Raw genomic sequence first — 23,271 nt, 5'->3', positions numbered from 1 at the left:
GAAACAGCAAAGATCGTGAAGTGAGTATCTGAGAATTTTCCAATTCACGGAAACACTTAAAAGAAAGGGCGCCAAAGGCGCCCTCTCCACAGGTCTCAACCGCAGAGCTTACTGCGGAAGCTTGTCGTCTACACCTTCGATATAGAAGTTCATGCCGAGGATCGTGCCGTCATCCGCAGACTCACCTTCCTTCAGCCAGGCCGAACCGTCCTGCTTGTTGATCGGGCCGGTGAAGGGCTTCAGTTCACCCGACTTGATCTTGGCTTCGCTATCCATAGCCATTTCCTTCACGTCGTCAGGCATGTTCGTATAGGCCGCCATCGACAGGATACCGTCCTTCAGGCCATCGAAGGTCTGGACGGAGGTCCAGGTGCCGTCGAGAACGGCCTGGGTCCGCTTGATGTAGTAAGGCGCCCAGGTGTCGACGATGGCGCTGAGCTGCGCGGTCGGGCCGGCGGCGATCATGTCGGAAGCCTGACCGAAAGCCTTGAGACCACGCTCTTCGGCGACCTGCATCGGGGCTGTCGTATCGGTGTGCTGTGTCAACACATCGACGCCCTGGTCGAAGAGAGCCTTGGCGGCATCAGCTTCCTTGCCCGGATCGAACCAGGTGTTGACCCAGATCACCTTCAGCTTGAACTCGGGGTTTACCGTACGCGCGCCGTGCAGGAAGGCATTGATGCCCGCAACGACTTCCGGGATCGGGAAGGAGGCGATGTAGCCGGCAACGCCGGTCTTCGAGATCTTTCCGGCAATCTGGCCGTTGATGAAGCGGCCTTCATAGAAGCGCGAGTTGTAGGTGGCGACATTGTCGGCGGTCTTGTAGCCGGTCGCATGTTCGAACTTCACGTCCGGAAACTTTTCGGCGACCTTGAGCGTCGCGTCCATGAAGCCGAAGGAGGTTGTGAAGACCATGGCGCAGCCGGAACGGGCCATGCGTTCGATCGCACGCTCGGCATCCGGGCCTTCCGGAACGTTTTCGAGGTAAGGCGTTTCGATCTTGTCGCCGAAATGCTCCTGCAGCTGCTGGCGGCCGATGTCGTGGGCCTGGGTCCAGCCACCGTCGGTCTTGGAGCCCACGTGGACGAAGCAGACCTTCGTCTTGTCCTGGGCTGCTGCCGGCGCCGCGACGCCGACGATGGCGGCTGCCGAAGCAGCAAGCGCGAGGAGGATGTTTTTCATGATTTACCCCTGTTGGTTTGGTTGAACTTTTGTTTTCTTTATCGATCCGGCACGAAAGGCTTGCCGAGGCAGGCCGGCGTGTTGATCAGCGTCGTGCGGCGATTATGCGAGATGATGATCAGCACGACAATGGTCGCCGCATAAGGCAGCGCGGACAGAAACTGTGACGGCAGGCCGATACCGAGTGCCTGGGCGTGGAGCTGACCAATTGTGACGGCACCGAAGAGATAGCCGCCTGCCAGGAGACGCCACGGGCGCCAAGCCGCAAACACGACAAGCGCGAGCGCGATCCAGCCGCGACCCGCCGACATGTTCTCGACCCATTGCGGCGTGTAGACCAGCGACAGCTGCGCGCCAGCCAGACCGGCGCAGGCGCCACCGAACATCACGGCGAGATAGCGCGTGCGGATGACCGAAAGCCCCAGCGTGTGCGCCGAACCATGGCTGTCGCCGATGGCGCGCAGCTTCAGGCCGGAGCGGCTCTTGAACAGATACCAGTTCACGCCAGCCACCAGGAGGATGGAGAGGTAGAAGAACAGGTCCTGAGCAAAGAGGATCGGGCCGACAACCGGGATGTCCGACAGAAGCGGAATCACGATCGGCTGCATCTTCACACCCGGTACGCCGACGACACCTTCCCCGACCATGCCGGATACCCCGAGGCCCAGAATGGTCAGCGCCAGTCCGGTCGCGACCTGGTTGGCGACCAGCGTCAGGGTAAGGAAGCCAAAGAGCAGGGAAAAGGCGGCGCCACTCGCAACGCCCGCGAGAAGGCCGACATACGGGGATCCCGTCATGTTGGTCGCGATGAAGGCGCAGACGGCGCCGATGATCATCATGCCCTCGACGCCGAGATTGAGCACGCCCGAGCGTTCGGTCACCAGTTCGCCCATGGCGGCGATCACGAGGGGGGTCGAGGCGGTAATGATGGTCAGCAGGATGGCTTCGAACATGGTCATGCCCCCTTTGCCGACGCGTTGCGGGCCCGATCGAAGACAAGGCGCACCTTGTAGAGGATCAGGGTGTCACAAGAGAGCACGAAGAAGAGCAGCAGGCCCTGAAAGACGCGCGTCACCTTGTCGGAGACACCGATCGACAGCTGCGCTCCCTCGCCACCGAGATAAGTCAAGGCCAGCACGAAGCCGGATGCGATGATGCCGAGCGGGTTGAGGCGGCCGAGAAAGGCGACGATGATGGCGGTGAAGCCGTAGCCCGGCGAGATGGTCGGCTGCAAGTGGCCGATCGAGCCCGAGACTTCCGCTATGCCGGCGAGACCAGCAAGGGCGCCGGAGAACATCATCGAAAACCAGACCATCTTGCGCGACGAAAAGCCGGCAAAACGCCCCGCCCGTTCAGACTGTCCAAGCACCACGACCTGAAAGCCCTTGAGCGTGTAGCGCAACATGAACCAGACGGCGACGGCGGCCACCAGGGCGAAAACGATGCCGAGATGGGCGCGTCCGGACGACAGGATTTCCGGCAGGACGGCTTCGGACACGAAGGACCGCGACTGCGGGAAGTTATAGCCCGCCGGATCCTTCCAGATGCCGCGCGTCAACCAGTCGAGGAGGAGCTGGGCGATATAGACCAGCATGAGGCTGGTCAGAATCTCGTTGGTGTTGAAGCGCGTCTTCAACAGCGCCGGGATCGCGGCATAGGCGGCACCACCGATCGCGCCCATGACCAGCATCAGCGGCAGGAGCAGCGGTGAGCTCCATTCATAGAAGGTGATCGGCAGGATGGAACCAACGATAGCGCCCGCGATGAACTGACCTTCAGCGCCAATGTTCCAGTTGTTCGAGCGATAGCAGACGGAGAGACCTACACCGATCAGGATCAAGGGTGCAGCCTTGACCGCGAGCTCGTGCAGCGACCAGACCTCCAGCAATGGCTCGATGAAGAAACTGTACAGGGCCGAGACCGGGTCCTTGCCGAGCAGCATGAACATGATGCCGCCGAAGAAGACCGTGAGCGCCAGCGCAAGAAGCGGCGACACAATGGCGAAAAGGTTCGATTGACGGGACCGGCGTTCGAGCTCAATGCGCATGGGCGGCCTCCGGGGCAGTCTGGAGACCATGAACGCCTCCCATCAGGATGCCGATGCGCTCTCGGGTCATGGTCGAGGCCGGATAGGCATCCGAGAGCTTGCCTTCGGAGATGGCCGCGATTGCGGTCGCGACCTCGAAGATTTCATCGAGATCCTGGCTGATCACGACGACCGCCGAACCCGCCTTGGCAAGATCGACAAGTGCCTGGCGGATACGGCTTGCAGCCCCGGCATCGACGCCCCAGGTCGGCTGATTGACCACGAGAACGGAGGGCTGGCGATCGAGTTCACGGCCGACGATGAATTTCTGCAGGTTGCCGCCCGAGAGCGAGCCCGCTGCCGGATCGTCGCCGCTCTTGCGCACATCCATCATCTCCGAGATCCGCCGCGCCGCCTGCTGAACGAGGCCGTGGCGGATCAGGCCGATCCTGCCGCCCGAGAGATAGGCCGAGCGATCGGAGGCATTGCGTGAAAGAAAGAGGTTTTCCGAAAGGCTCATCGCCGGGATCGCCGCATGGCCATGGCGCTCCTCGGGGACGAAGCCCGCGCCGAGCAGGCGGCGCTCATTGATGCCGAGACGTCCAACCGACTTGCCGCGCAGGCGGATCGCGTCAGGGTTCTCCACCGCGTATTCGCCGGACAAGGCATCGAACAACTCGCTTTGCCCGTTGCCGGCGACACCTGCAATGGCGAGGATCTCGCCTGCCTTCACCGTGATAGAGACGTTCTTCAATGGCATCGCAAATGGCGTGCGCGGGCTGACGGAGAGATCCATCACCTGAAGCTGGACGGCGCCGTCCGAGGGTGGTTCCGCCTTTTCGACGCCAGCCACATCGGCGCCGACCATCATGCGGGCAAGCGAAGCCGGCGTTTCCTGGCGCGGATCACAGGTGCCCGTCACCTTGCCGTGGCGAAGCACCGTGGCGCGATCACAGATGCGCTGCACTTCTTCCAGGCGGTGGCTGATATAAAGAACCGAGCGTCCTTCCGCCTTCAGCTTGAACAGTGTCTCGAAGAGCTTGTCTGCCTCTTGCGGCGTCAGGACCGAAGTCGGCTCGTCGAGGATGATCAGTTTCGGGTTTTGCAACAGCGCCCGAACGATCTCGATGCGCTGGCGCTCGCCGACGGAGAGATCGGCCACATGAGCGTAGGGGTCGAGCGGCAAACCGTAAGCGACCGACAACTCCGCCGCCTTTTCCGCGAGATCGGAAATCGAGATCTTCTCGTCGAGCGAGAGCGCAATGTTCTCGGCGACGGTCAACGCCTCGAACAGCGAAAAATGCTGGAATACCATGCCGATACCGAGGTGCCGCGCCGCGGCCGGATTGGCGATCTCCCGATCAAGCCCTTCCCAGCCAATCGTGCCGGCGGACGGCGCGAGGATGCCGAAGAGCATCTTGACGAGGGTCGACTTGCCCGCGCCGTTCTCGCCGAGAAGCGCATGGATCTCGCCATGGCCGACATCGAGATCGATGCCGTCGCAGGCCTTGAAACTGCCGAACAGCTTCGTGAGGCCCCGCACGGTCAATAGCGGCTTGTCACCCTCTGGCGATTGTTGCGGCACAGGTCCCCCTTGCACTCTCATGCGTCCCGGCCAGGTCTTGCGCCCAGTCCATCGCTCAATTCATAACCGGTTTGCGGCAGCGCACAATATATAGGCAACAGTTTTTTTGGTTTTTGCCCAGACGCATTCGGTCCGATGTCAGTTGCGGCGCCCAAGTCCGGGAAAAAACTGCAGCACGCCGCCGATCACGTAGAGGTAGATTCCGCTCAAGACCATGCCGGTCACGACCCATGGCGGTGAATTGAAATGCAGGAGGAGCGCATAGCCACCGAACCCGCACCAGAGGAAGAATACGGCAAGGTTGAGCGTGCGCAGCCGCTTGACGCGGACCGGGTGCAGAAAACTGATCGGCAGGAATGTCAGGACGACGGAAACGAGGACGGCGAACAAGGCCGTTGTGGCGCTGGCGTCGATCACGAAGAGCGTGAAGATCAGCATGTTCCAGACGACCGGGAAGCCGGAGAAAAAGTATTCGTCCGTTTTCATGCCCATGTCGGCATAATAGATGGCGCTGGACACCACGATCAGACCGGCGGCGACAAAGGACCAGGGCTCGCCGATCATGCCGCTCTGATAGAGCGCGAAGGCCGGCAGAAGCACGTATGTGACATAATCGATGATGTTGTCGAGCGTGTCGCCGGACCAGTTGGGCAGGACTTCCTTGACGCGCACCTTGCGGGCGATCGGGCCATCGATGCCATCGACGGCAAGCGCGAGGCCGAGCCACCAGAACATGTCGACAAAACGATGTTCGGCTGCCGCAACGACGCCGAGAAAGGCCAGGAAGGATCCGGAAGCGGTCAGGATATGGACCGAGAAGGCACGGATCTCGGCATAGGGTACCCGCTTGTAATTGAAGATCTTCATCCCTGCTCCAGTCGGCGGCACTACGGAGGAACCGGTATCGGATGAAATGGCGGTGTTTGCAACACGAGAGGCAGAATATGCCCGCAAATCGCCAACGCATGTCCGGCCATCTGCGCCAAATGGGCCCATGGATTTTATGGCGGCGCAGTTCTAGATATCCTGGTGACATCGCCAATCAGGAATTCTGACCATGAGCCACGAATACGACATTGCCGTGATCGGTGCCGGTCCGGCCGGCCAGATCGCCGCCATTGCCATGGCGCGGGGCGGGCGTCGCGTCGTGCTGGTGGGGCCTGAGCCGGATGCCTCCGATCGGCGGACCACGGCCCTGATGGAACAGTCCCTGTCGATGATGGGGCGCCTCGGCCTCTGGCAGGACCTGAAGGCCAGGGCCGCCCCGCTTGCGGTGATGCAGATCATCGACGGCACACAACGGCTTTTGCGCGCGCCGACCGTTGCCTTCCGCAGCGCGGAGATCGGGCTCGAGGCCTTCGGCTACAACATTCCCAATTCGGCTTTGCTCGAGACACTGTCGAGGGCTGTTTCAACAGAGCCGTTGATCACCCGCAAGACATGCGCGGCGGACACCATTCAAATCGGCACGGATGGCGTGAAGATCGAGCTGAGCGGCGAGGATGCGATCACGGCCGCCTTTGCGATCGGTGCGGATGGACGACGCTCCAATACGCGTGAAAGCGCCGGCGTCGGCGTGAAGACATGGTCCTATCCGCAGACCGCGGTCGTGATGAACCTCACCCACACGCTGCCGCACCAGAACATATCGACCGAATTCCACACGGAATCGGGTCCGTTTACCCAAGTGCCCCTGCCCGGCCTGAGATCGAGCCTCGTCTGGGTGGTGACGCCGCAGGAGGCCGAGCGTCTCACGGCGCTCCCTGTCGAGCAGCTCTCGGGCGAAGTCGAAGCGCGCATGCAGTCCATGCTCGGTCAGGTGACGGTGGAAGACGGCGTGCAGGCATGGCCGCTCTCGGGCATGACCGCCACGCGCTTCGGCAAGGGGCGCGTAGCCTTCGTCGGCGAAGCCGGCCACGCCTTCCCGCCGATCGGGGCGCAGGGGCTCAACCTCAGTCTGCGCGATATTGCGGCGCTCGAGGACATCCTCGCCGACCATAATTCGGGACCCATCGCGCCTGACTGCGGTGACCGGTTCGACCGCAAGCGCCGGCTCGACATCGCCAGCCGAACGGCAAGCGTCGACCTGCTCAACCGTTCGCTGTTGTCAGACCTGCTTCCGGTTCAAATGCTGAGGGCTGCCGGGCTGCAAGTGCTCGCAAGCGTGGCGCCCTTGCGCAATCTCATCATGCAGGAAGGCGTGGCCCCCGGGCGGAGCCTGAGGAGCCTGCCGTCGCTGTTACGGAAAAAGGTCGGGCGGTAACACGCCACTGGTGATTGCGAACAGCAGCGCCGAAACCGAAACGACCGAGATGACTGTCGTGACGAGGATGGTGGCGGAGGCCCGTTCCTGCCAGACGCCATATTGCTGGCCGATGACGAAGACATTGGTGGCCGTCGGCAGCGAGGCGAGCAAGACGGCCGTATAGACCCAGAGCGGGTCGAAATTTCCGACGAAACTCAGGACGACATAGACCAGGATCGGGTGAAGGACGAGCTTGATCGGCACGATATAGCCGATCTCGACCGGGATGCGTTTCAACGGGCGCAGTGCCAAAGTCACGCCCATTGCAAAAAGCGCACAAGGGGCGGCCGCCTGGGCGAGATAATCGATCAGGCGCTGAAGCGCGAGCGGTGGCTCGAAAGCAAGGGCTGCTGCCAGGAAGCCGACAAGAGTGGCAATGATGAAGGGATGCGTCAGGATCTTGCGGACGACATCGAGCGCCAGTTGGGCGGGCGGCCGCTTGTCACCTCCGGCAAAGGCCATCATGGCGGGAGCGACCATGAAATGGACCGCGTTTTCGAAACAGAAGACCAACGCAACCGGAACAGCCGCCTTCTCCCCGAATGCCAGGAGCGAAAGGCCAGGCCCCATGTAGCCGATATTGCCATATGCTCCGGCCAGCGCCTGGACGGTCGATTCGGCGATATTGTTACCGCGAACATAGCGGCCGATCACGAACACCAGCACAAAGATGGAATAGGTTGCGGCAAGGCAGGCGGCGATGAAGTCGATGCGTGTCAGCTCTTCAATCGGCGTGCGCGACACCAGCTTGAAGAACAGCGCCGGCAGCGAGACGTAGATGACGAAGAAATTCAGCCAGCCCAGCGCCTGGGAGGAATGGTCACCGAGCTTGCCGGACACGTAGCCGATCAGGATCAGGCCGAAAAACGGCAATACCAGTGCGACGATATCCGCCATGGGCTCTCTCCCTCAGAACGCGCATCTGCGCCTGATCCGCACTTAGCCGATTTGCGAGAGGATTGGAAAGGTCTGCTGAAACCAGATCGCCATGTCGGAAACATAGCCGAAGATGAAAGCGAGGCCGGTGAGCACCAGAAGGGTGCCCATCGCCTTCTCCACCACGCCGAGATGTCGACGGAAGCGCGTCAGGAAGCGCATGAAGGCGCCGGAAAAGCCGGCAGCGATCCAGAAGGGAACGGCAAGACCCAGCGAATAGACGGCAAGCAAAAGCGCGCCGTCGCCGACGGTTTCCTTCGACGCGGCCACGCCGAGGATCGCACCGAGCACGGGACCGATGCAGGGCGTCCAGCCGAAGGCGAAGGCGAGTCCCATGACATAGGCGCCCGACAGGGTGGCCGGCTTGCCGCCGCCGGCGAATCGGTATTCCGACGACAGCAATCCGAGGCGGAAGACACCGAGAAAATTGAGGCCCATGACGATGATGATGGCGCCGCCGATCTTGGAGAGGAGGTCCATGTGCTGGCGCAGCAGCCCGCCGATGGTCGACGCCCCCGCCCCCAGCGAGACGAAGACCGTGGCGAATCCCAGGGTGAATACAAGCGACGTCAGCAGCACGGTCCGCCGAGCGGCCGCGTTTTCCGCCTGCTCACCATCACGGAACTGGTCGACCGAAATCCCTGCCATGTAGCAGAGATAGGGCGGCACGAGCGGCAGCACGCAAGGCGACAGAAAGGACAGGGCTCCGGCCAGAAGCGCGCTGAAAAAGGAAATATCGGCAATCGACACGATCAACTCCGGAACCCAAACCGGGCCCTTCCTAATCCCGCCGACCCCAGCTTGCCAATCACCATTGCGTAGGCTGCGACAACGGGGCTACATTTTGCTCGCATAACTGCATTTTTGCGGTTGACCGGTCGGGGTCACCTGCCTATGTTCCGCGCACTTCTTGAGGCGGCGCCAGAGCCGCACGGGAGAGCGTAGCTCAGCCGGTAGAGCAACTGACTTTTAATCAGTAGGTCCAGGGTTCGAACCCCTGCGCTCTCACCACTTTCAAAATTCCATGAGATCATTCGGATTGTAACGATCGGCTTAGCTGATCCCCAATCGGGCTGTCCTATTCTGAGCCAGGCTCTGGCTAGGGGGTAGCCCATGCGCGTAATGGTATTCTTGATGATCGCGGCGGTGTTCAGCATTCTGGCGATCAAGCATTCGGACAATTCGCTCGGGTCCAGACGCCTGACAGCGTCACCGGCCGAGGTGGCGAGCAGCTGAGGGATCCGTTAGCGAATCTGTTGCTGATCAGCAACAGTTAAGATTCATCCGCAGCGGCGAACCCTCAAAGGGTGTGCGGCTGGAACTGCTTTTGCCGCAATCTCGTTGTCGATGGTCAGGCAGGAGCCAAAAACAATGCGATATATATTCGTCCTGCTGGTCGCCTCGGTGCTCAGCATTCTCGCTTTCAAATATGCCAACAATTCAATGGGCGGTGGCGAGCTCATGGCGTCGCCCATGGATGTGACGAAAGAATCGTGACATTTCCACACCACAGGGAAGGCGCCTGAATTTCATCCGCCGCCAAGCAGCTCGCGCAACCATTCGCGCGACAGGCGTTGCTCAAGTTCCAATGCCAGATCGTCGAGCGCTTCGTCGACCATGTCGCGATAGCTCCGTCCTCCCCCCTCTATCCCGAAACTCGAAAGCAGACGGTGGCGATAAGGGTCACTGGAAAACAGGCCGTGCAGATAGGTACCTGTGACCCGACCATCGGCAGAGGCCGCTCCGTCGGTCCGGCCGTCGATTGCGATCGGGGCGCGGATCGTGTCGGGGCCTTCGGTCAGTCCGAGATGGATCTCATAGCCTGACAGCGGCACGTCATGCTCGAGTGAATGAGCCCTGCTGTTGCGCACCGTCTTTTCTGCCGCCATCACGGTCTCGACGTCGAGCAGGCCCAGTCCCTCGACCGTGCGTGGCCGGCCTTCCAATCCCAGTGGATCGGCAACGCTGCGGCCAAGCATCTGGTATCCACCACAGATGCCGATCACGCGGCCTCCCCGACGGACATGCATTGCAATGTCGCGGTCCCATCCATGCGACCGAAACTCCTCGAGATCGGCGATCGTCGATTTCGAGCCCGGCAGGACGACGAGGCCTGCATCCGCGGGCAAGCGATCACCGGCGCGGACGAAGACCAGGTCGACTTCGGGTTCGGCGGCCAGTGGATCGAGATCGTCGAAATTGGCGATGCGTGACAACACGGGAACGGCGACCTTCAATGCACCGCCGCTGCCCTTGACCAGTCGCTCCAGAACCACCGAATCCTCTGCCGGCAACCGACCGGCGGCCTTGAGCCAGGGGATGACACCGAGGCATGGCCACCCCGTGAAAGCGCCGATCGCGGCAATGCCCTCGTCGAACAGGGTGACGTCGCCACGGAACTTGTTGATGATGTAGCCGCAGATCTGATGGCGGTCCTCGTCGGGCAGGATCGTGTGGGTTCCCACGAGCGAAGCGATCACTCCTCCCCGATCGATGTCGCCGACCAGAACGACAGGCACTCCGGCGCGCGTGGCAAACCCCATATTGGCGATATCGCCCGCCCGCAGGTTGATCTCGGCCGGTGAGCCGGCGCCTTCAACAATTACGAGGTCCCTGCCCGCACTGACCCTTGCGAAACTGTCCATGACCGCTCCGAGGAGCTGAGGCTTGAGGCGCTGATAGTCACGCCCCCTCGCCTGTCCGAAAACCTTGCCCTGAACGATGATCTGACTGCCCGTCTCGCTCTGGGGCTTCAGCAGGACCGGATTCATATGCACCGACGAGGGGGTGCGCGCGGCAAGCGCCTGCAGCCACTGCGCCCGGCCGATCTCTCCCCCGTCGTCGGAGACGGCGGCATTGTTCGACATGTTCTGCGGCTTGAAGGGGGCGACGTTCTGGCCGCGATTCGATGCCAGCCGGCAAAGGCCTGCGACGAGTATCGTTTTTCCGACATCCGACCCTGTTCCCTGCAACATGATCGTTCGCGTCATCGCATCCTGTCCTGTTTCCGCCATGGGGTTTGCCGCCTGTTTTCCTTCGTTTTGCCACGATCCCGCCATGAAGGTTTCCGCGATTGCGACACTGCGACAGGCTGCCGCGGGCTTTTCTTCGTCAGTTTGTCGTTTGCGACATATGGTGACGGTTTACGCTCTGGCGCGCGGGCAGATCAGTGGTTATCTGCGCCTCGAAACCAGCGCTCGAAGAGGCGCGGCAATCTAGGAAACACCCATGCTCTACATCCTGCAGAACCGCAATAGACTTGCCATTGCCTGGAACAGCCGTGCCCCGCACAGCCAGACGATTGCCCGCTGGGAAGTGCGCCGTCCGCGCATGCCTGTCATCTCGGTAAAGGGCTGATCGCATCCGCGAGGCCAATCGGGCGCATGCCACCCAGGCAGGGTCTGCACCGTGACCCTATCCACAAAAAACAAACGCCCCGGGACGCAATACTCGATCCGGGGCGCAACCGACAGCGAACTGCCGGCTGACCCATCTATCGTTTCATGCGTTACCGTATCGTTAGCGCCTACTCTTTCTGAAACATTTTTAGAATTTTTTTTGTGTCTGTGAAACCGGACGCATACCCTCTATATTGGCGCATCTGGGATATCCGAAGTCTCAACCGGGACGGCAAATTGGCCTCCACTGCGATCCGCCGAATTCAACAGCCCGTCTCTTGAGCGACTTGCCTTCCAGCAGCGGCCGAATTGCGTCAAAATCAGTCGCACCAATGACTTGGTGGTTGCGCCCCCGGACCACCCCGCGTCGTTCGGGAGGTTGATTTTCGGTCCCAAAGACGTAGGTTGTCCAGCGTGACAGACGGTCGACAGGGCAAAATGCTCTCCATGACAAGACCGGGTCCAATGGATGTCGCACCGGCTCGACGCGTCCCGGTCGCCATCCAAAATGAAGACATAATTGGCCGAGCGGTCTGCAGTAGCCGTCTCTGCCCGTCCCGATGAACGCTGCCAGATAAGACTGGGAGGTCTTAACTCCATGAAGAAGCTCCTCGCTTCCACACTTCTCGCCGCGGGTCTCTACGCAGTTGCAGGGTCCGCCCAAGCTGCCGAATGCGGCGATGTATCCATCGCAGAAATGAACTGGGCCTCGGCTGGCGTCGCCGCCTACGTGGACAAAATCATCCTCGAAAGCGGCTATGGTTGTAAGGTGACTGTTGTCACCGGCGACACCATGCCGACCTTCGCCTCGATGAACGAAAAGGGCCAGCCGGACATGGCTCCGGAATTCTGGGTCAATGCCGTGCGCACCGCCCTCGACGAGGCAATCGCCGAAGGCCGCCTCATCCAGGCCGCTCCGCTCCTCTCCGACGGCGGCGTGGAAGGCTGGTGGATTCCGAAGTTCATTGCCGACGCCAATCCGGATATCAAGTCGGTCCAGGATGCCTTGAATCATCCGGAACTGTTCCCGGCGCCGGAAGATCCATCCAAGGCTGCAGTAACGAACTGCCCCTCGGGCTGGAATTGCCAGGTCTCGACCTCGAACCTCTATCGTGCCCTCGGCGCGAAGGAAAAAGGCTTCGAACTGATCGACACCGGTTCGGCTGCCGGCCTCGACGGCTCGATCGCCAATGCCTTTGAAAACAAGAAGGGTTGGCTCGGCTACTACTGGGCCCCGACCGCAATTCTCGGCAAATACGAGATGGTCAAGCTCTCCTTCGGCGTCGAGCATGACAAGGAGTCCTGGGACGCCTGCACGGCCGTTCCGGATTGCGCTGATCCGAAGGTCAATTCCTATCCGATCTCCGACGTCTACACTGTCGTGACCAAGGGCTTTGCAGACAAGGCCGGCGTTGCCATGGACTACGTCAAGACCCGCAAATGGGACAATGCCACGGTCGGCAAGGTCCTTGCCTGGATGGAAGAAAACCAGGGCACCAATGAAGACGGCGCCAAGCACTTCCTCGAAACCTACCCGGACATGTGGACCACCTGGGTCGCCCCTGAGGTTTCCGAGAAGGTCAAGGCAGCTCTCTGAGCGCAGCCTCAAATGATTACACGCGGCGGGCTTCGGCCCGCCGCGCTTTCTGCGAGGCGGCCTGCCGCGTCACACGATTGAAACGACTTCCGACGTCGCAGACGGCATGAATTCCCTTTCGGAACTCGGTTAGCCTCTCGCCGCGGGAATATGGGGCAGCGCCGCCAAGGCCGACCGCAGCGTTTTAAACGCCACAGTAAGCGGGGGTCGACAAGGGGAACGAGATGGCTTCAACTTTATGCAACTACCTGCCGGAACTGCTCTGCACGTTTCCGGAGATCGACGACACCGCCATGCGCATCGCGCGCAAAGGCATAGACGACAGTTTCAAGGGTTTCGTACGCGCTTACGGCAACGTGATCGACGCTGTAACAGACCCTCTGCAAATCTTTCTGAACTGGCTTGAAGCCCTGCTCGTCGATACGCCATGGTTCATCATCCTCGCGGTGATGGTCGTGATTGTGTATCTGACCAGCCGCAACATGCGGATCGTCGCCCTGACGATCATTGGCATGCTCTTCATCGGTTTTGTCGGGCTCTGGGAAGACACGATGATCACGCTGGCGATTGTCACTGTCTCGACGTTGCTCGCGATTATCATCGGTATCCCGATCGGCATCATGATGGCGCGCTCGGATCGTGCCCAGGCGGTGGTCAATCCGATCCTCGACGTGATGCAGACCATGCCGAGTTTCGTCTACCTGATCCCTGTCGTCATGATCTTTGGCATCGGCAAGGTACCGGGTGTCATCGCCGTCGTCATCTATGCGGTGCCGCCGATGATCCGCCTGACCAATCTCGGCATCCGGCTCGTCGATGTCGAGGTTCTGGAGGCGGCAGACGCCTTCGGCTCTTCGTCACGCCAGAAACTGATGAATGTTCAGATCCCGCTGGCGTTGCCGACCGTGATGGCCGGCATCAACCAGACCATCATGATGTCTCTCGCCATGGTCGTGGTTGCCTCGATGATCGGCGTTGGTGGCCTCGGCAAGAATGTGTTGCAGGCGATCGCCAACCAGTTCCTGACCATCGGCTTCCTCAATGGCTTCGCGCTCGTTACCATTGCCATCATCTTCGACCGCGCCAGCCAGGCATATGGCAAGCGTCTTCAGCGCCACACGGAGGTCGTCCATGGCTAGTCACGACATTGAAATCCGCAGTCTCTACAAGATCTTCGGACCAGACGGCGCCGCCTATATCGACCAGGTTAAATCCGGCCTCTCCAAGGCGGATCTCAACGAGAAGCATGGCCATGTCCTCGGCCTGAAGGACATCAACATCCATATGCCGGGCGGCGGAATCACCGTGGTGATGGGCCTGTCCGGCTCCGGCAAGTCGACGCTGATCCGCCATATCAACCGGCTGATCGAGCCGACTGCCGGAGAAGTGCTCTATGATGGCGTCGATGTCTGTCAGATGAGCCCGCTGGAGCTCAGGGAGTTCCGCCGGCACAAGACGGCAATGGTGTTCCAGAAGTTTGCGCTCCTGCCGCATCGCACCGTGCTGGAGAACACCATCTACGGTCTTGATATCCAGGGCATTCCGCGCTCGAAGAGCGAAGAAACAGGGCGCGGCTGGATTGATCGGGTGGGCCTTTCCGGCTTCGAAAGCCATTATCCGAACCAGTTGTCTGGCGGCATGCAGCAACGTGTTGGGCTTGCGCGCGCGCTGTCGAACGATGCGGACATCCTGCTGATGGACGAAGCATATTCAGCACTCGATCCGCTGATCCGCGTCGATATGCAGAGCGTGCTTCTGGAACTGCAGCAGGAGCTGAAGAAAACCGTCGTTTTCATCACCCACGATCTCGACGAGGCACTGCGCCTCGGGGACCAGATCGCGATCCTGCGGGATGGCGAGGTGGTTCAGCAAGGTACGGGCCAACAGATCGTGCTGCAGCCGGCCGACGACTATATTTCCGCATTCGTCAAGGAAGTGAACCGTGGCCGTGTCATTCGCCTCGACACCATCATGGGTCCTGTATCGGGTGCGGGCGACGGGCTCGCCTTGACCGGAAGTACCGTGCTTGAGGCTGCCGCGCGGATCATGACAGATGCCTCGCAGTCGAGCATAATCGTCACCGACGAGGCAGGTAAGCCGATCGGAAGAGCGGATCTGCAACAGATCATCTCCGCCATGGTCACGCCGAAGAGCCACGACGACAACCAACTGGCTGCGGAATAGCGGCAATCACTCTCCCGATCAGGGACATGCGGCTCGACGGCCCCGCCAATTGCGGGGCCGTTGTCGTTTTGGAGATTGATACGATATAAAGACTTCTTTATATGACTGGCATGACAAAGAGAGGAACCGCCATGGCAACCCCGTCCAATCCGCTTTCCGAACTGCTGGCCGAGAAGGGCGCGCTGCTCGCCGACGGCGCGACCGGGACCAATCTCTTCGCGCAGGGTCTCGAGGCGGGCGAGGCGCCTGAACTGTGGAACGAGGCGCAGCCTGAAAAAATCGTCAAGCTGCATCAGGATTTTGTCGATGCCGGCGCCGATATCATCCTGACCAATTCCTTCGGCGGCACCCGTCATCGCCTGAAGCTGCACCATGCCCAGGACCGGGTGCATGAACTCAACAAGAAGGCTGCCGAGATCGCCCGCTCTGTCGCCGACAAGGCGCCGCGCAAGGTGATCGTGGCCGGATCCGTCGGTCCGACCGGCGAATTGCTGATCCCGCTCGGTGCGATGTCCTACGAAGATGCGGTCTCCGCCTTTGTCGAGCAGATGGAAGGTTTGAAAGCCGGCGGCGCGGATGTCGCCTGGATCGAGACCATGTCATCGCCGGACGAGATCCGCGCGGCGGCCGAAGCCGCCGTCAAGGTCGGCATGCCCTACACCTTCACCGGTTCCTTCGACACGGCGGGCAAGACCATGATGGGGCTTCATCCGAAGGACATCCACGGTGTAGCTCCTGATGTCGGCTCCGGACCACTCGCCGTTGGCGCCAATTGCGGTGTCGGCGCCTCGGACATCCTCCAGAGCCTGCTCGACATGACCGGCGCGAACCCCGATGCAGTCGTGATCGTCAAGGGCAATTGCGGCATTCCGGAATTCCGCGGCACCGAGATCTTCTATTCGGGAACGCCACCGCTGATGGCGGAGTATGCCCGCCTCGCCCGTGACGCCGGCGCAAGGATCATCGGCGGCTGCTGCGGCACGTCCTGCGATCATCTGGCCGCCATGCGCAAGGCGCTCGACGACTACACGCCTGGGCCCCGCCCGACATTGGAGGTGATCGTCGACCGGATCGGCCCGTTGCGCAACAAGACCGCAGACGAGAGTGGCGCGCAGGAAAGCAGCCGGCGCCCGCGACGCCGCGGCAACTGACCCGTCGGAAAGAATCATAAAGAAGGGCGCCTTGCGGCGCCCTTTCTCATTCTGCTCTTCTGTCGCAGGCGCAGCCGGCAAGGTCCAGCCATTCGCCAGGATTGCAGAGAAAGGCATAGATCTCCGCTGTCACCCAATCGTGAAATGCAACTTCGGAGGCAGACCGACACAGTGAACCCGTCACATTGTTCCGCCGTGCCTCGGCGATGCATCAAGGAGATGTTTCCGTGTGGAAAGCAGGCCTGCTGATTTCAATCGCATGCACCGTTGCGGCAGGTTCCGCGTCCGCCCAGGATACGAGGAAATTGCCCGACGGCGAGATCAGTCGCCTTGGAACCAATTCCGCCTGGCTGGTTGGACCGACCGGCGTCTATGGCCATGCTGCACTTGGAGACGCCATCGAGGCGGCAGGCTTTGTCATTGAGCGAAATGGGGTGAAGCTCTATTTTCGACTTCCGGCAGATCAGGTTTTCGAGGATCGGCGGGTCAGGCTTGCTGATGTCAATGCGGATGGCAGTCCGGAAGCCTTGATCGTTCGGGCGCATCTGACGCAGGGCGCGTCACTTGCCCTCTACACCATCAAGGGGGACCGTATCGAGCTGATGGCGGACAGCGCGCCCATCGGCCATAGAAATCGCTGGCTCAATCCCGTTGGCATTGCCGATTTCAGCGGCACAGGCGAGCTTTTCATTGCCGCAGTCGTCACACCCCATCTGAGCGGATCGTTGCGCTTCTACCGCATCGAGGGCAAACGGTTGGTTGATCTCGGTGGCATCGACGGCGTGACAAACCACATCAATGGCAGTCGGAATCTCGACCTGTCGCATGTTGCAGACCTGGATGGTGACGGCAGCGTGGAGATCGTTCTCCCCTCGCTGGACCGGACGCGGCTGGTTGCCGTCTCCTTTCACCAGGAACAGGCCGTCATCACCAATGATTGGTCTGTTCCCTCCCCCATAGAGCGAATGGCTGCAGTCAGTGACAGCACACTTCAACTTGAACTGGCCAACGGTCAGAGAATGACCGTCGAACTGCAGAAATGAAAACGCCCGGCGGGTCGGCCGGGCGTGGGGTTGGACCCTCGTCTTTGATCAACCGACGAAGGCGCGCTCAATCACGAATTCGGCCGGCTTGTTGTTGGCGCCTTCCGTAAGGCCAGCCTTTTCCAAGAGCGCCTTGGTGTCCTTCAACATCGCTGTCGATCCGCAGATCATGCCGCGGTCGATCGCGGGGTCGAGCGGGGGAACGCCAAGGTCCGTGAACATCTTGCCGTTTTCAACCAGATCGGTGATGCGGCCCTTGAAGGGGTAGTCTTCGCGCGTAACCGTAGCGTAATGCTTCAGTTTATCGCCGACCAGCTCCGCCAGAAATTCATGGTTCTTGATCTCGTCCACGAGGTCGAAGCCGTATTTCAGCTCAGCCACCTCACGGCAGGTGTGGGTCAGGATGACTTCCTCGAACTTCTCATAGGTCTCCGGATCGCGGATCAGGCTGGCGAAGGGCGCGATGCCGGTGCCGGTCGAGAACATGTAGAGGCGCTTTCCGGGGGTGAGTGCGTCGAGGACAAGTGTCCCGGTCGGCTTCTTGCGCATCAACACCTTGTCGCCTGGCTGGATGCGCTGCAGATGCTGGGTCAGCGGACCATTCGGGACCTTGATCGAAAAGAATTCGAGTTCTTCGTCCCAGGACGGGCTTGCGATGGAATAGGCGCGATAGATCGGCTTGCCCTCGACCATCAGGCCGATCATGGCAAATTCACCCGAGCGGAAGCGGAAGCCAGCCGGTCGCGTCATGCGGAAGCGGAAAAGATGGTCGGTATAATGCGTCACGCTCAGTACCGTTTCAGCGAATACGCCTTCGGGCACGATCAGTTCGGCATTGTCGGTCTTCACGGGAGCATTCATAGGCTGTCGGTCCTATCCTTCGGTCGATTGGGTAGAGCCTATAATCCAGACCGCCCCATTCCACAATTCAGCCGGCATGCAGATTTCGCAGCCGAGGTATCTGCCAAAGCGAAGGCGGCAACCTTGACCGAGGTCAATTCACCGCCCGCACATAGCGTTTTATTTATCTCTCAAGCGCCCGTTGAGCCCAGACGGCGCCAGCTGAAACCGCTGACTGCCTCAGCATCCCGAGCCGTCGGCTGGTAGTGCTGTGCAACGCCCGTGAGACGGTTTTCGGCAAGCCGGCGCTGGGCAACCGGATTGGTGACGGCAAAGCTGTCGAAGCCGGTGCGCAGCATCAGCGGCACCTGGTCGATCAGGACGTCACCGACGGCGCGAAGCTCGCCCGTATAGCCGAGCCGGTCGCGCAGCAGTGTCGCATGGCTGAAACCGCGGCCGTCGCTGAAGGCCGGAAAGGCAACGGCGATCAAGGCGATACGGTCGAGATACGGCTCAAGTTTCCGCACGTCATCGGCAGGTGCCAGGAGTACACCGAGTCCGACATCGTTGGTGTCAGCAACGGATTCGAGGAAATCCTCCACGGGCAGAAGGGCCTTCTCGCCCTCGCCTGCCTTGCGCTCTTCCGTCTCGGTCACCCAGATATCGCCCTCGACGAAACCGGTTTCTTTCCAGATCTTGGTCATGTCTTGTCCTGTCTCAGGCGGCTTCGACTGGGGCTGCGCCATAAAGCGCATCCTTGAACGGTTTAGGGCCGACGCGACGATAGGCCTCAAGGAAGGTTTCCCTGGGGTTGAGGCGCAGGCCGAGATAGGTGTCGACGATCGTCTCGACCGCATCGGTTACCTTTTCCGGCTCGAAACCGCGACCGATAATTTCCCCGACCGAGGAGTTCTCGTCGCCGGAACCGCCAAGCGTGATCTGGTAGAGTTCGGCGCCCTTCTTCTCGACACCGAGCAGGCCGATATGGCCGACATGGTGGTGACCGCAGGCATTGATGCAGCCTGAAATCTTGATCTTGAGCTCGCCGATTTCCTCCTGACGCTTCTGCGAACCGAAGCGGGTCGAGATTTCCTGAGCAACCGGAATGGAGCGCGCATTGGCGAGCGCGCAGTAGTCCAGGCCCGGACAGGCGATCATGTCGGTAATCAGGTTCGAATTGGCGGTGCCGAGACCTGCCTTTTCCAGCGCCTGATACAGCGGATAGAGATCACCCTTGGCGACATGCGGCAGGATGAGGTTCTGCTCGTGACTGACGCGGATTTCGTCGAAGGCATAGCGCTCGGCAAGATCGGCAACGAGGTCCATCTGGGCATCCGAGGCGTCGCCCGGCGTGCCACCGATCGGCTTCAGCGAAATGGTGACCATGCCATAATCGGGATGACGATGGGGCTGGACGTTCTGCTGGACCCAGGAGGCGAAGGCGGGATCGGCCTTCTGGGCGCGGGCGAGTGCTTCCCAGCCGTCTGGTCGAGCGGTGAGAGCCGGCGGCGCAAAATAGGTTTCGATGGCGCGGATATCGCCTTCCGGCAGCTTCAACTCGCTGTCGCGGATTTCTGCAAATTCAGCCTCGACCTGACGCGTCAACTCCTCGACGCCCGTCTCGTGAACGAGGATCTTGATGCGGGCCTTGTATTTGTTGTCTCGGCGGCCATGCAGGTTGTAAACGCGCACGATGGCGGTGATGTAGGTCAGGAGATCGGCCTCGGGCAGGAAGTCGCAGATCTTCTTGGCGATCAGCGGCGTGCGGCCCTGGCCACCGCCGACATACACGGCGAAGCCGAGTTCGCCGGCCTCGTTCTTCTTCAGGTGCAGCCCGATGTCATGGACCTGGATCGCAGCGCGATCCTTTTCGGCACCCGTCACGGCAATCTTGAACTTGCGCGGAAGGAAGGAAAATTCCGGGTGCAGCGAGGACCACTGGCGGAGGATCTCGGCATAGGGGCGCGGGTCGGCAACTTCATCGGCGGCAGCGCCTGCGAAATGATCGGCCGTGACGTTGCGGATGCAATTGCCGGAGGTCTGGATCGCGTGCATTTCGACGCTTGCAAGATCCTCGAGGATCGCAGGCGTATCCGAGAGCTTCGGCCAGTTGTACTGGATGTTCTGGCGGGTGGTGAAATGGCCATAGCCGCGGTCGTATTTTCGGGCGACTTCGGCCAGCATGCGCATTTGCTTCGCGTTCAGCGTGCCGTAGGGAATCGCGACGCGCAGCATGTATGCATGAAGCTGGAGATAGACGCCGTTCATCAGGCGCAGCGGCTTGAAGGCGTCTTCCGCGAGTTCGCCCGACAGGCGGCGGGCCACCTGGTCGCGGAACTGCTCTACGCGCGCTGATACAAAGGCGTGGTCGAATTCGTCATAGCGATACATGTCTTACCTCAGGCTCAGGCGGCGATGAATGCCGGGTCGGCATAACCGTGACCCTCGGCATATGCAATGGTCGGGCCTTCCGCCCGAATACGCTCGCGCAGACGCAGCGGGCGGAGCTTGCCATCCTTTTCCTCGATCTCGATGACGTTGACGTCGACGACGAGGTTGCTCGCGAAGGCCTGCTTGCCTGCGGCTTCCAGCGCCTCGACGGCCTCGGAGTGGCGCGCCACGAAAGCTTCCTGCAGACGGTCGGTCCACTGGCCGCTGGCGTCGAGCCAGACGGCGATGCCGTCGGTAAGGCGGTTTGCTGTCAAAACCTTGTCTACCATCCTCAAATCCTTGCAAGTTGCGGTTCGGCCGAAACGAGCGCGCCAAGCGGCTCGGAACGGCTGAAATCGGCTCCGGCGACCGCGTCGCCGATGATGACCATGACCGGACCGGTCAGCTCGGTGCGAGCCTCCAGTCCCGGCAATTCCTTGAGCGTGCCGTGCAGAAGACGGCTGTCCCGACGCCCGGCATTCTCCACGACGGCAACCGTCGTGTCCTCGGCCAGCCCACCGGCCATCAGCCGCTCGGCAACCGAAGCTGCGACAGTGCGGCCCATATAGACGGCGACCGTGGCGCCCGACAGCGCGAGACGCGCCCAATCCGGCAGCACATTGCCCTGAAGGTCGTGACCGGTCGTGAAGACCAGCGACGACGAGACGCCGCGGAGCGTCAGCGGCAATTCGAAATCGGCCGCTGCTGCAAGCGCAGAAGTCACGCCTGGGACGATTTCGTAAGCAATGCCCGCATCCCGCAGCGCGGCCATTTCCTCGCCTGCACGGCCGAAGATCAGTGGATCGCCTGATTTCAGGCGCACGACGCGCTTGCCGGCATGGCCCAGCTCCACCAGAAGCGCGTTGATTTCAGTCTGGGATTTCGAATGACAGCCCTTGCGCTTGCCGACAGGAATGCGCTCGGCGTCGCGACGGCCCATATCGACCACTTCGCGGGGAACCAGGGCGTCATAGACGATAACATCGCATTCCATCATCAGGCGATGGGCGCGCAGGGTCAGCAGATCCTCGGCACCGGGACCAGCACCGACGAGAAAGACGCGGCCTTCAACACGATCGGCAGCCACGCCCTTCAGGAGGCGTGTCGCCTCGCGGCGGGCCAGGCTGATGTCGTCCGACTCGACGTGGTCTGCGACCTTGCCCTTGAAAAAATCGCGCCAGAACAGCCGACGCGGCGCTCCGCGCGGCACGAGGCGATCAACGGCACGGCGATAGGAATTGGCGAGGCGCCCCAGCTTGCCGAGCGAGCGCGGCAGGAGACGATCGATATCGGCGCGGATCATCTGGGCGAGAACCGGGCCGACGCCCTCTGTGCCGATCGCAACCGCAACCGGGGCACGGTTGACGAGCGCGGGCGTGTAGAAATCGCACCAATCGGGCTGGTCGACGGCATTGGCCGGGATGCGGGCCTGACGTGCGGCCGCCACGATCTCACGGTCGAGCGCGCCCTCACCCGTCGCAGCAAATACAAGACATGCGCCCTCGACCTGAAGGGGTTCGAATGGCTCTGCGACCTGCTCGATGCCGTTCTGGGCCAGGAAGGCGGCGTAGTCGGCTTCCGGGGCGTCGGCATAGGCAATGATCCGGGCTTCGGTGTTTCTCAGCAGACGCGCCTTGGCATAGGCCTCGTCACCGTTTCCGAAAACGGCGGCGACCTGATTCTCAACCTTGAAGAAGGCCGGGAAAACCGAAAGCTGTTTGTGCTGCTGCGTCATGAATCATCCGATGCCAGAGAAACCCAATATCGCGTCCCGTGCTGATAATTTGAAGAAACAGAAATCCCTTGGCCGGAGGCCTTGCGTATTTCTGTCCTAGTCCCGTCACCGTTGCGAGCAAAAGTCACCGGGTCCTCTACTTACGTGCTTCCATCAGCATTCAAAGCCCGAACCGCCGCAAAAAGTTGGAGACAGTCCATCATTTCGCTTTCGGCGCATGTTTGCCAGGGGCTAGGATCGAAGTCCCAACAGCGCGGAGTGGCAACACGTGACGACCCCCGAACTCACCCGTCGACTGCTCGACGTCATCGAGCATGATATCCTTCCTCTGACGCAGCGCGGCGTTGCCCTAGGCAATAAAGTGTTCGGTGCGGCGATCCTCAGGAAGTCGGACCTGTCACTGGTGCTGGCCGAAACCAACAACGAATTGGAAAACCCGCTCTGGCATGGCGAGGTGCATACCTTGAAGCGCTTCTACGAACTGGGCGAGCGGCCTGACACGAAGGATCTGATCTTTCTGTCGACGCACGAACCCTGCACGATGTGCATGTCGGCGATCACCTGGGCGGGCTTCGACAATTTCTATTATTTCTTCAGCCACGAGGATAGCCGCGACGCTTTCGCCATCCCGCACGACCTGAAGATCCTGAAAGAGCTCTTCGGGCTTGAGCCCGGTGGTTATCGACGGCAAAACGCCTTCTGGCTCAGCCATGCGATGATCGAGATGGTCGCTTCGGCCAGCGACGCCGAGCGCCCTGCCCTTTTTGAACAGGTGAGCCGGATCAAGTCGGAATATGACCGTCTTTCGGAGAGCTACCAGTCGTCCAAGGGCGCCAACGACATTCCGCTCAACTGAGCG

General features: G+C 61.0%; 23 protein-coding genes and 1 tRNA gene. 11 read left to right on the top strand and 13 right to left on the bottom strand.

The features are described 5' to 3' along the window. Positions 1–108: 108 nt before the first annotated feature. The 5 genes from QTL56_RS04695 to pcsA all read right to left on the bottom strand — a co-directional run bounded on the left by QTL56_RS04695 (position 109) and on the right by pcsA (position 5,660). Positions 109–1,182: a BMP family ABC transporter substrate-binding protein gene (locus QTL56_RS04695; RefSeq protein ID WP_245136864.1), complete on the bottom strand. Its 1,074-nt coding sequence runs from the start codon at positions 1,180–1,182 to the stop codon at positions 109–111. 38 nt (positions 1,183–1,220) lie between these two features. After that, a complete protein-coding gene (locus QTL56_RS04690) occupies positions 1,221–2,141 on the bottom strand; it encodes an ABC transporter permease (RefSeq protein ID WP_245136865.1) in 921 nt (306 codons plus the stop codon). Continuing rightward, on the bottom strand, positions 2,138–3,229 hold the full coding sequence (locus QTL56_RS04685; protein ID WP_229575454.1) for an ABC transporter permease: 1,092 nt from the start codon (positions 3,227–3,229) through the stop codon (positions 2,138–2,140). The genes QTL56_RS04690 and QTL56_RS04685 overlap by 4 nt, the downstream gene beginning before the upstream one ends. Next, a complete protein-coding gene (locus tag QTL56_RS04680) occupies positions 3,219–4,814 on the bottom strand; it encodes an ABC transporter ATP-binding protein (protein ID WP_289393479.1) in 1,596 nt (531 codons plus the stop codon). Before QTL56_RS04680 ends, QTL56_RS04685 begins: the two co-directional genes overlap by 11 nt. 117 nt (positions 4,815–4,931) lie before the next feature. Beyond that, positions 4,932–5,660, bottom strand: a complete 729-nt coding sequence (gene pcsA, locus QTL56_RS04675; RefSeq protein ID WP_229575452.1) for a phosphatidylcholine synthase — start codon at positions 5,658–5,660, stop codon at positions 4,932–4,934. Between the two features lie 190 nt (positions 5,661–5,850). On the opposite strand from pcsA, the gene QTL56_RS04670 reads away from it, so the two are divergent. Continuing rightward, on the top strand, positions 5,851–7,056 hold the full coding sequence (locus QTL56_RS04670; RefSeq protein WP_245136867.1) for a UbiH/UbiF family hydroxylase: 1,206 nt from the start codon (positions 5,851–5,853) through the stop codon (positions 7,054–7,056). On the opposite strand, the gene QTL56_RS04665 is transcribed toward QTL56_RS04670, so the two are convergent. Both QTL56_RS04665 and QTL56_RS04660 read right to left on the bottom strand, forming a co-directional pair. Beyond that, the gene (locus QTL56_RS04665; protein WP_229575450.1) at positions 7,033–7,995 is read right to left on the bottom strand and encodes an AEC family transporter; all 963 of its coding nucleotides are present in this window, start codon (positions 7,993–7,995) and stop codon (positions 7,033–7,035) included. The genes QTL56_RS04670 and QTL56_RS04665 overlap by 24 nt on opposite strands. A gap of 42 nt (positions 7,996–8,037) precedes the next feature. Next, a complete protein-coding gene (locus tag QTL56_RS04660) occupies positions 8,038–8,784 on the bottom strand; it encodes a cytochrome c biogenesis CcdA family protein (RefSeq protein WP_245136868.1) in 747 nt (248 codons plus the stop codon). 185 nt (positions 8,785–8,969) lie between these two features. On the opposite strand from QTL56_RS04660, the gene QTL56_RS04655 reads away from it, so the two are divergent. The 3 genes from QTL56_RS04655 (at position 8,970) to QTL56_RS04645 (ending at position 9,531) form a co-directional block, all read left to right on the top strand. Next, positions 8,970–9,045, top strand: a tRNA-Lys gene (locus QTL56_RS04655). A gap of 102 nt (positions 9,046–9,147) precedes the next feature. Next, a complete protein-coding gene (locus tag QTL56_RS04650) occupies positions 9,148–9,270 on the top strand; it encodes a hypothetical protein (protein ID WP_280640730.1) in 123 nt (40 codons plus the stop codon). A gap of 135 nt (positions 9,271–9,405) precedes the next feature. Further along, positions 9,406–9,531 (top strand): hypothetical protein, encoded by a 126-nt coding sequence (locus QTL56_RS04645; RefSeq protein WP_267499029.1) that lies wholly within the window; start codon positions 9,406–9,408, stop codon positions 9,529–9,531. A 32-nt stretch (positions 9,532–9,563) separates the two neighbouring features. Here QTL56_RS04645 and QTL56_RS04640 read toward each other — a convergent pair whose 3' ends face one another. Continuing rightward, positions 9,564–11,024: a cobyric acid synthase gene (locus tag QTL56_RS04640; protein ID WP_245137187.1), complete on the bottom strand. Its 1,461-nt coding sequence runs from the start codon at positions 11,022–11,024 to the stop codon at positions 9,564–9,566. Between the two features lie 238 nt (positions 11,025–11,262). On the opposite strand from QTL56_RS04640, the gene QTL56_RS04635 reads away from it, so the two are divergent. The 6 genes from QTL56_RS04635 (at position 11,263) to QTL56_RS04610 (ending at position 17,407) form a co-directional block, all read left to right on the top strand. Next, complete coding sequence (locus tag QTL56_RS04635; protein ID WP_267499028.1) at positions 11,263–11,391, top strand: hypothetical protein; 129 nt, start codon at positions 11,263–11,265, stop codon at positions 11,389–11,391. Positions 11,392–12,030: 639 nt separating this feature from the next. After that, complete coding sequence (locus tag QTL56_RS04630; RefSeq protein WP_229575448.1) at positions 12,031–13,029, top strand: ABC transporter substrate-binding protein; 999 nt, start codon at positions 12,031–12,033, stop codon at positions 13,027–13,029. A gap of 224 nt (positions 13,030–13,253) precedes the next feature. Then, complete coding sequence (locus QTL56_RS04625; protein ID WP_229575447.1) at positions 13,254–14,168, top strand: ABC transporter permease; 915 nt, start codon at positions 13,254–13,256, stop codon at positions 14,166–14,168. After that, a complete protein-coding gene (locus tag QTL56_RS04620; protein WP_229575446.1) occupies positions 14,161–15,213 on the top strand; it encodes a quaternary amine ABC transporter ATP-binding protein in 1,053 nt (350 codons plus the stop codon). Before QTL56_RS04625 ends, QTL56_RS04620 begins: the two co-directional genes overlap by 8 nt. 131 nt (positions 15,214–15,344) lie before the next feature. Continuing rightward, a complete protein-coding gene (gene bmt / locus QTL56_RS04615) occupies positions 15,345–16,364 on the top strand; it encodes a betaine--homocysteine S-methyltransferase (RefSeq protein ID WP_245136869.1) in 1,020 nt (339 codons plus the stop codon). Between the two features lie 227 nt (positions 16,365–16,591). Beyond that, the gene (locus QTL56_RS04610) at positions 16,592–17,407 is read left to right on the top strand and encodes a hypothetical protein (RefSeq protein WP_245136870.1); all 816 of its coding nucleotides are present in this window, start codon (positions 16,592–16,594) and stop codon (positions 17,405–17,407) included. Between the two features lie 48 nt (positions 17,408–17,455). On the opposite strand, the gene QTL56_RS04605 is transcribed toward QTL56_RS04610, so the two are convergent. The 5 genes from QTL56_RS04605 to cysG all read right to left on the bottom strand — a co-directional run bounded on the left by QTL56_RS04605 (position 17,456) and on the right by cysG (position 22,412). Next, positions 17,456–18,268, bottom strand: coding sequence for a ferredoxin--NADP reductase (locus tag QTL56_RS04605; RefSeq protein WP_229575443.1), 813 nt, complete (start codon positions 18,266–18,268; stop codon positions 17,456–17,458). 170 nt (positions 18,269–18,438) lie between these two features. Beyond that, positions 18,439–18,951 (bottom strand): DUF934 domain-containing protein, encoded by a 513-nt coding sequence (locus QTL56_RS04600; RefSeq protein ID WP_245136871.1) that lies wholly within the window; start codon positions 18,949–18,951, stop codon positions 18,439–18,441. 13 nt (positions 18,952–18,964) lie between these two features. Further along, a complete protein-coding gene (locus tag QTL56_RS04595) occupies positions 18,965–20,638 on the bottom strand; it encodes a nitrite/sulfite reductase (protein WP_245136872.1) in 1,674 nt (557 codons plus the stop codon). A 14-nt stretch (positions 20,639–20,652) separates the two neighbouring features. After that, positions 20,653–20,967, bottom strand: coding sequence for a DUF2849 domain-containing protein (locus QTL56_RS04590; RefSeq protein ID WP_245136873.1), 315 nt, complete (start codon positions 20,965–20,967; stop codon positions 20,653–20,655). Between the two features lie 2 nt (positions 20,968–20,969). Then, positions 20,970–22,412, bottom strand: coding sequence for a siroheme synthase CysG (gene cysG / locus QTL56_RS04585; protein ID WP_245136874.1), 1,443 nt, complete (start codon positions 22,410–22,412; stop codon positions 20,970–20,972). A gap of 268 nt (positions 22,413–22,680) precedes the next feature. Here cysG and QTL56_RS04580 point away from each other — a divergent pair, with 268 nt between their 5' ends. After that, positions 22,681–23,268, top strand: coding sequence for a deaminase (locus QTL56_RS04580; RefSeq protein ID WP_245136875.1), 588 nt, complete (start codon positions 22,681–22,683; stop codon positions 23,266–23,268). Positions 23,269–23,271 lie beyond the last annotated feature (3 nt).

It is taken from the genome of Peteryoungia algae (assembly GCF_030369675.1).
Classification (GTDB): Bacteria; Pseudomonadota; Alphaproteobacteria; order Rhizobiales; family Rhizobiaceae; genus Allorhizobium; species Allorhizobium algae.
The sequence above is the reverse complement of the archived record's forward strand: the minus strand, read 5'-3'. Positions and strand labels throughout refer to the sequence as shown.

What these genes read in the sequence shown, in the direction of transcription:
- QTL56_RS04640 (WP_245137187.1), bottom strand. Translation starts at nt 11,024, where the DNA reads ATGACGCGAACGATCATGTTGCAGGGAACAGGGTCGGATGTCGGAAAA.
- QTL56_RS04695 (WP_245136864.1), bottom strand. Translation starts at nt 1,182, where the DNA reads ATGAAAAACATCCTCCTCGCGCTTGCTGCTTCGGCAGCCGCCATCGTC.
- pcsA (WP_229575452.1), bottom strand. Translation starts at nt 5,660, where the DNA reads ATGAAGATCTTCAATTACAAGCGGGTACCCTATGCCGAGATCCGTGCC.
- QTL56_RS04645 (WP_267499029.1), top strand. Translation starts at nt 9,406, where the DNA reads ATGCGATATATATTCGTCCTGCTGGTCGCCTCGGTGCTCAGCATTCTC.
- QTL56_RS04670 (WP_245136867.1), top strand. Translation starts at nt 5,851, where the DNA reads ATGAGCCACGAATACGACATTGCCGTGATCGGTGCCGGTCCGGCCGGC.
- QTL56_RS04690 (WP_245136865.1), bottom strand. Translation starts at nt 2,141, where the DNA reads ATGACCATGTTCGAAGCCATCCTGCTGACCATCATTACCGCCTCGACC.
- QTL56_RS04620 (WP_229575446.1), top strand. Translation starts at nt 14,161, where the DNA reads ATGGCTAGTCACGACATTGAAATCCGCAGTCTCTACAAGATCTTCGGA.
- QTL56_RS04625 (WP_229575447.1), top strand. Translation starts at nt 13,254, where the DNA reads ATGGCTTCAACTTTATGCAACTACCTGCCGGAACTGCTCTGCACGTTT.
- QTL56_RS04665 (WP_229575450.1), bottom strand. Translation starts at nt 7,995, where the DNA reads ATGGCGGATATCGTCGCACTGGTATTGCCGTTTTTCGGCCTGATCCTG.
- QTL56_RS04600 (WP_245136871.1), bottom strand. Translation starts at nt 18,951, where the DNA reads ATGACCAAGATCTGGAAAGAAACCGGTTTCGTCGAGGGCGATATCTGG.
- QTL56_RS04685 (WP_229575454.1), bottom strand. Translation starts at nt 3,229, where the DNA reads ATGCGCATTGAGCTCGAACGCCGGTCCCGTCAATCGAACCTTTTCGCC.
- QTL56_RS04635 (WP_267499028.1), top strand. Translation starts at nt 11,263, where the DNA reads ATGCTCTACATCCTGCAGAACCGCAATAGACTTGCCATTGCCTGGAAC.
- bmt (WP_245136869.1), top strand. Translation starts at nt 15,345, where the DNA reads ATGGCAACCCCGTCCAATCCGCTTTCCGAACTGCTGGCCGAGAAGGGC.
- QTL56_RS04630 (WP_229575448.1), top strand. Translation starts at nt 12,031, where the DNA reads ATGAAGAAGCTCCTCGCTTCCACACTTCTCGCCGCGGGTCTCTACGCA.
- QTL56_RS04680 (WP_289393479.1), bottom strand. Translation starts at nt 4,814, where the DNA reads ATGAGAGTGCAAGGGGGACCTGTGCCGCAACAATCGCCAGAGGGTGAC.
- QTL56_RS04595 (WP_245136872.1), bottom strand. Translation starts at nt 20,638, where the DNA reads ATGTATCGCTATGACGAATTCGACCACGCCTTTGTATCAGCGCGCGTA.
- QTL56_RS04605 (WP_229575443.1), bottom strand. Translation starts at nt 18,268, where the DNA reads ATGAATGCTCCCGTGAAGACCGACAATGCCGAACTGATCGTGCCCGAA.
- QTL56_RS04650 (WP_280640730.1), top strand. Translation starts at nt 9,148, where the DNA reads ATGCGCGTAATGGTATTCTTGATGATCGCGGCGGTGTTCAGCATTCTG.
- QTL56_RS04590 (WP_245136873.1), bottom strand. Translation starts at nt 20,967, where the DNA reads ATGGTAGACAAGGTTTTGACAGCAAACCGCCTTACCGACGGCATCGCC.
- cysG (WP_245136874.1), bottom strand. Translation starts at nt 22,412, where the DNA reads ATGACGCAGCAGCACAAACAGCTTTCGGTTTTCCCGGCCTTCTTCAAG.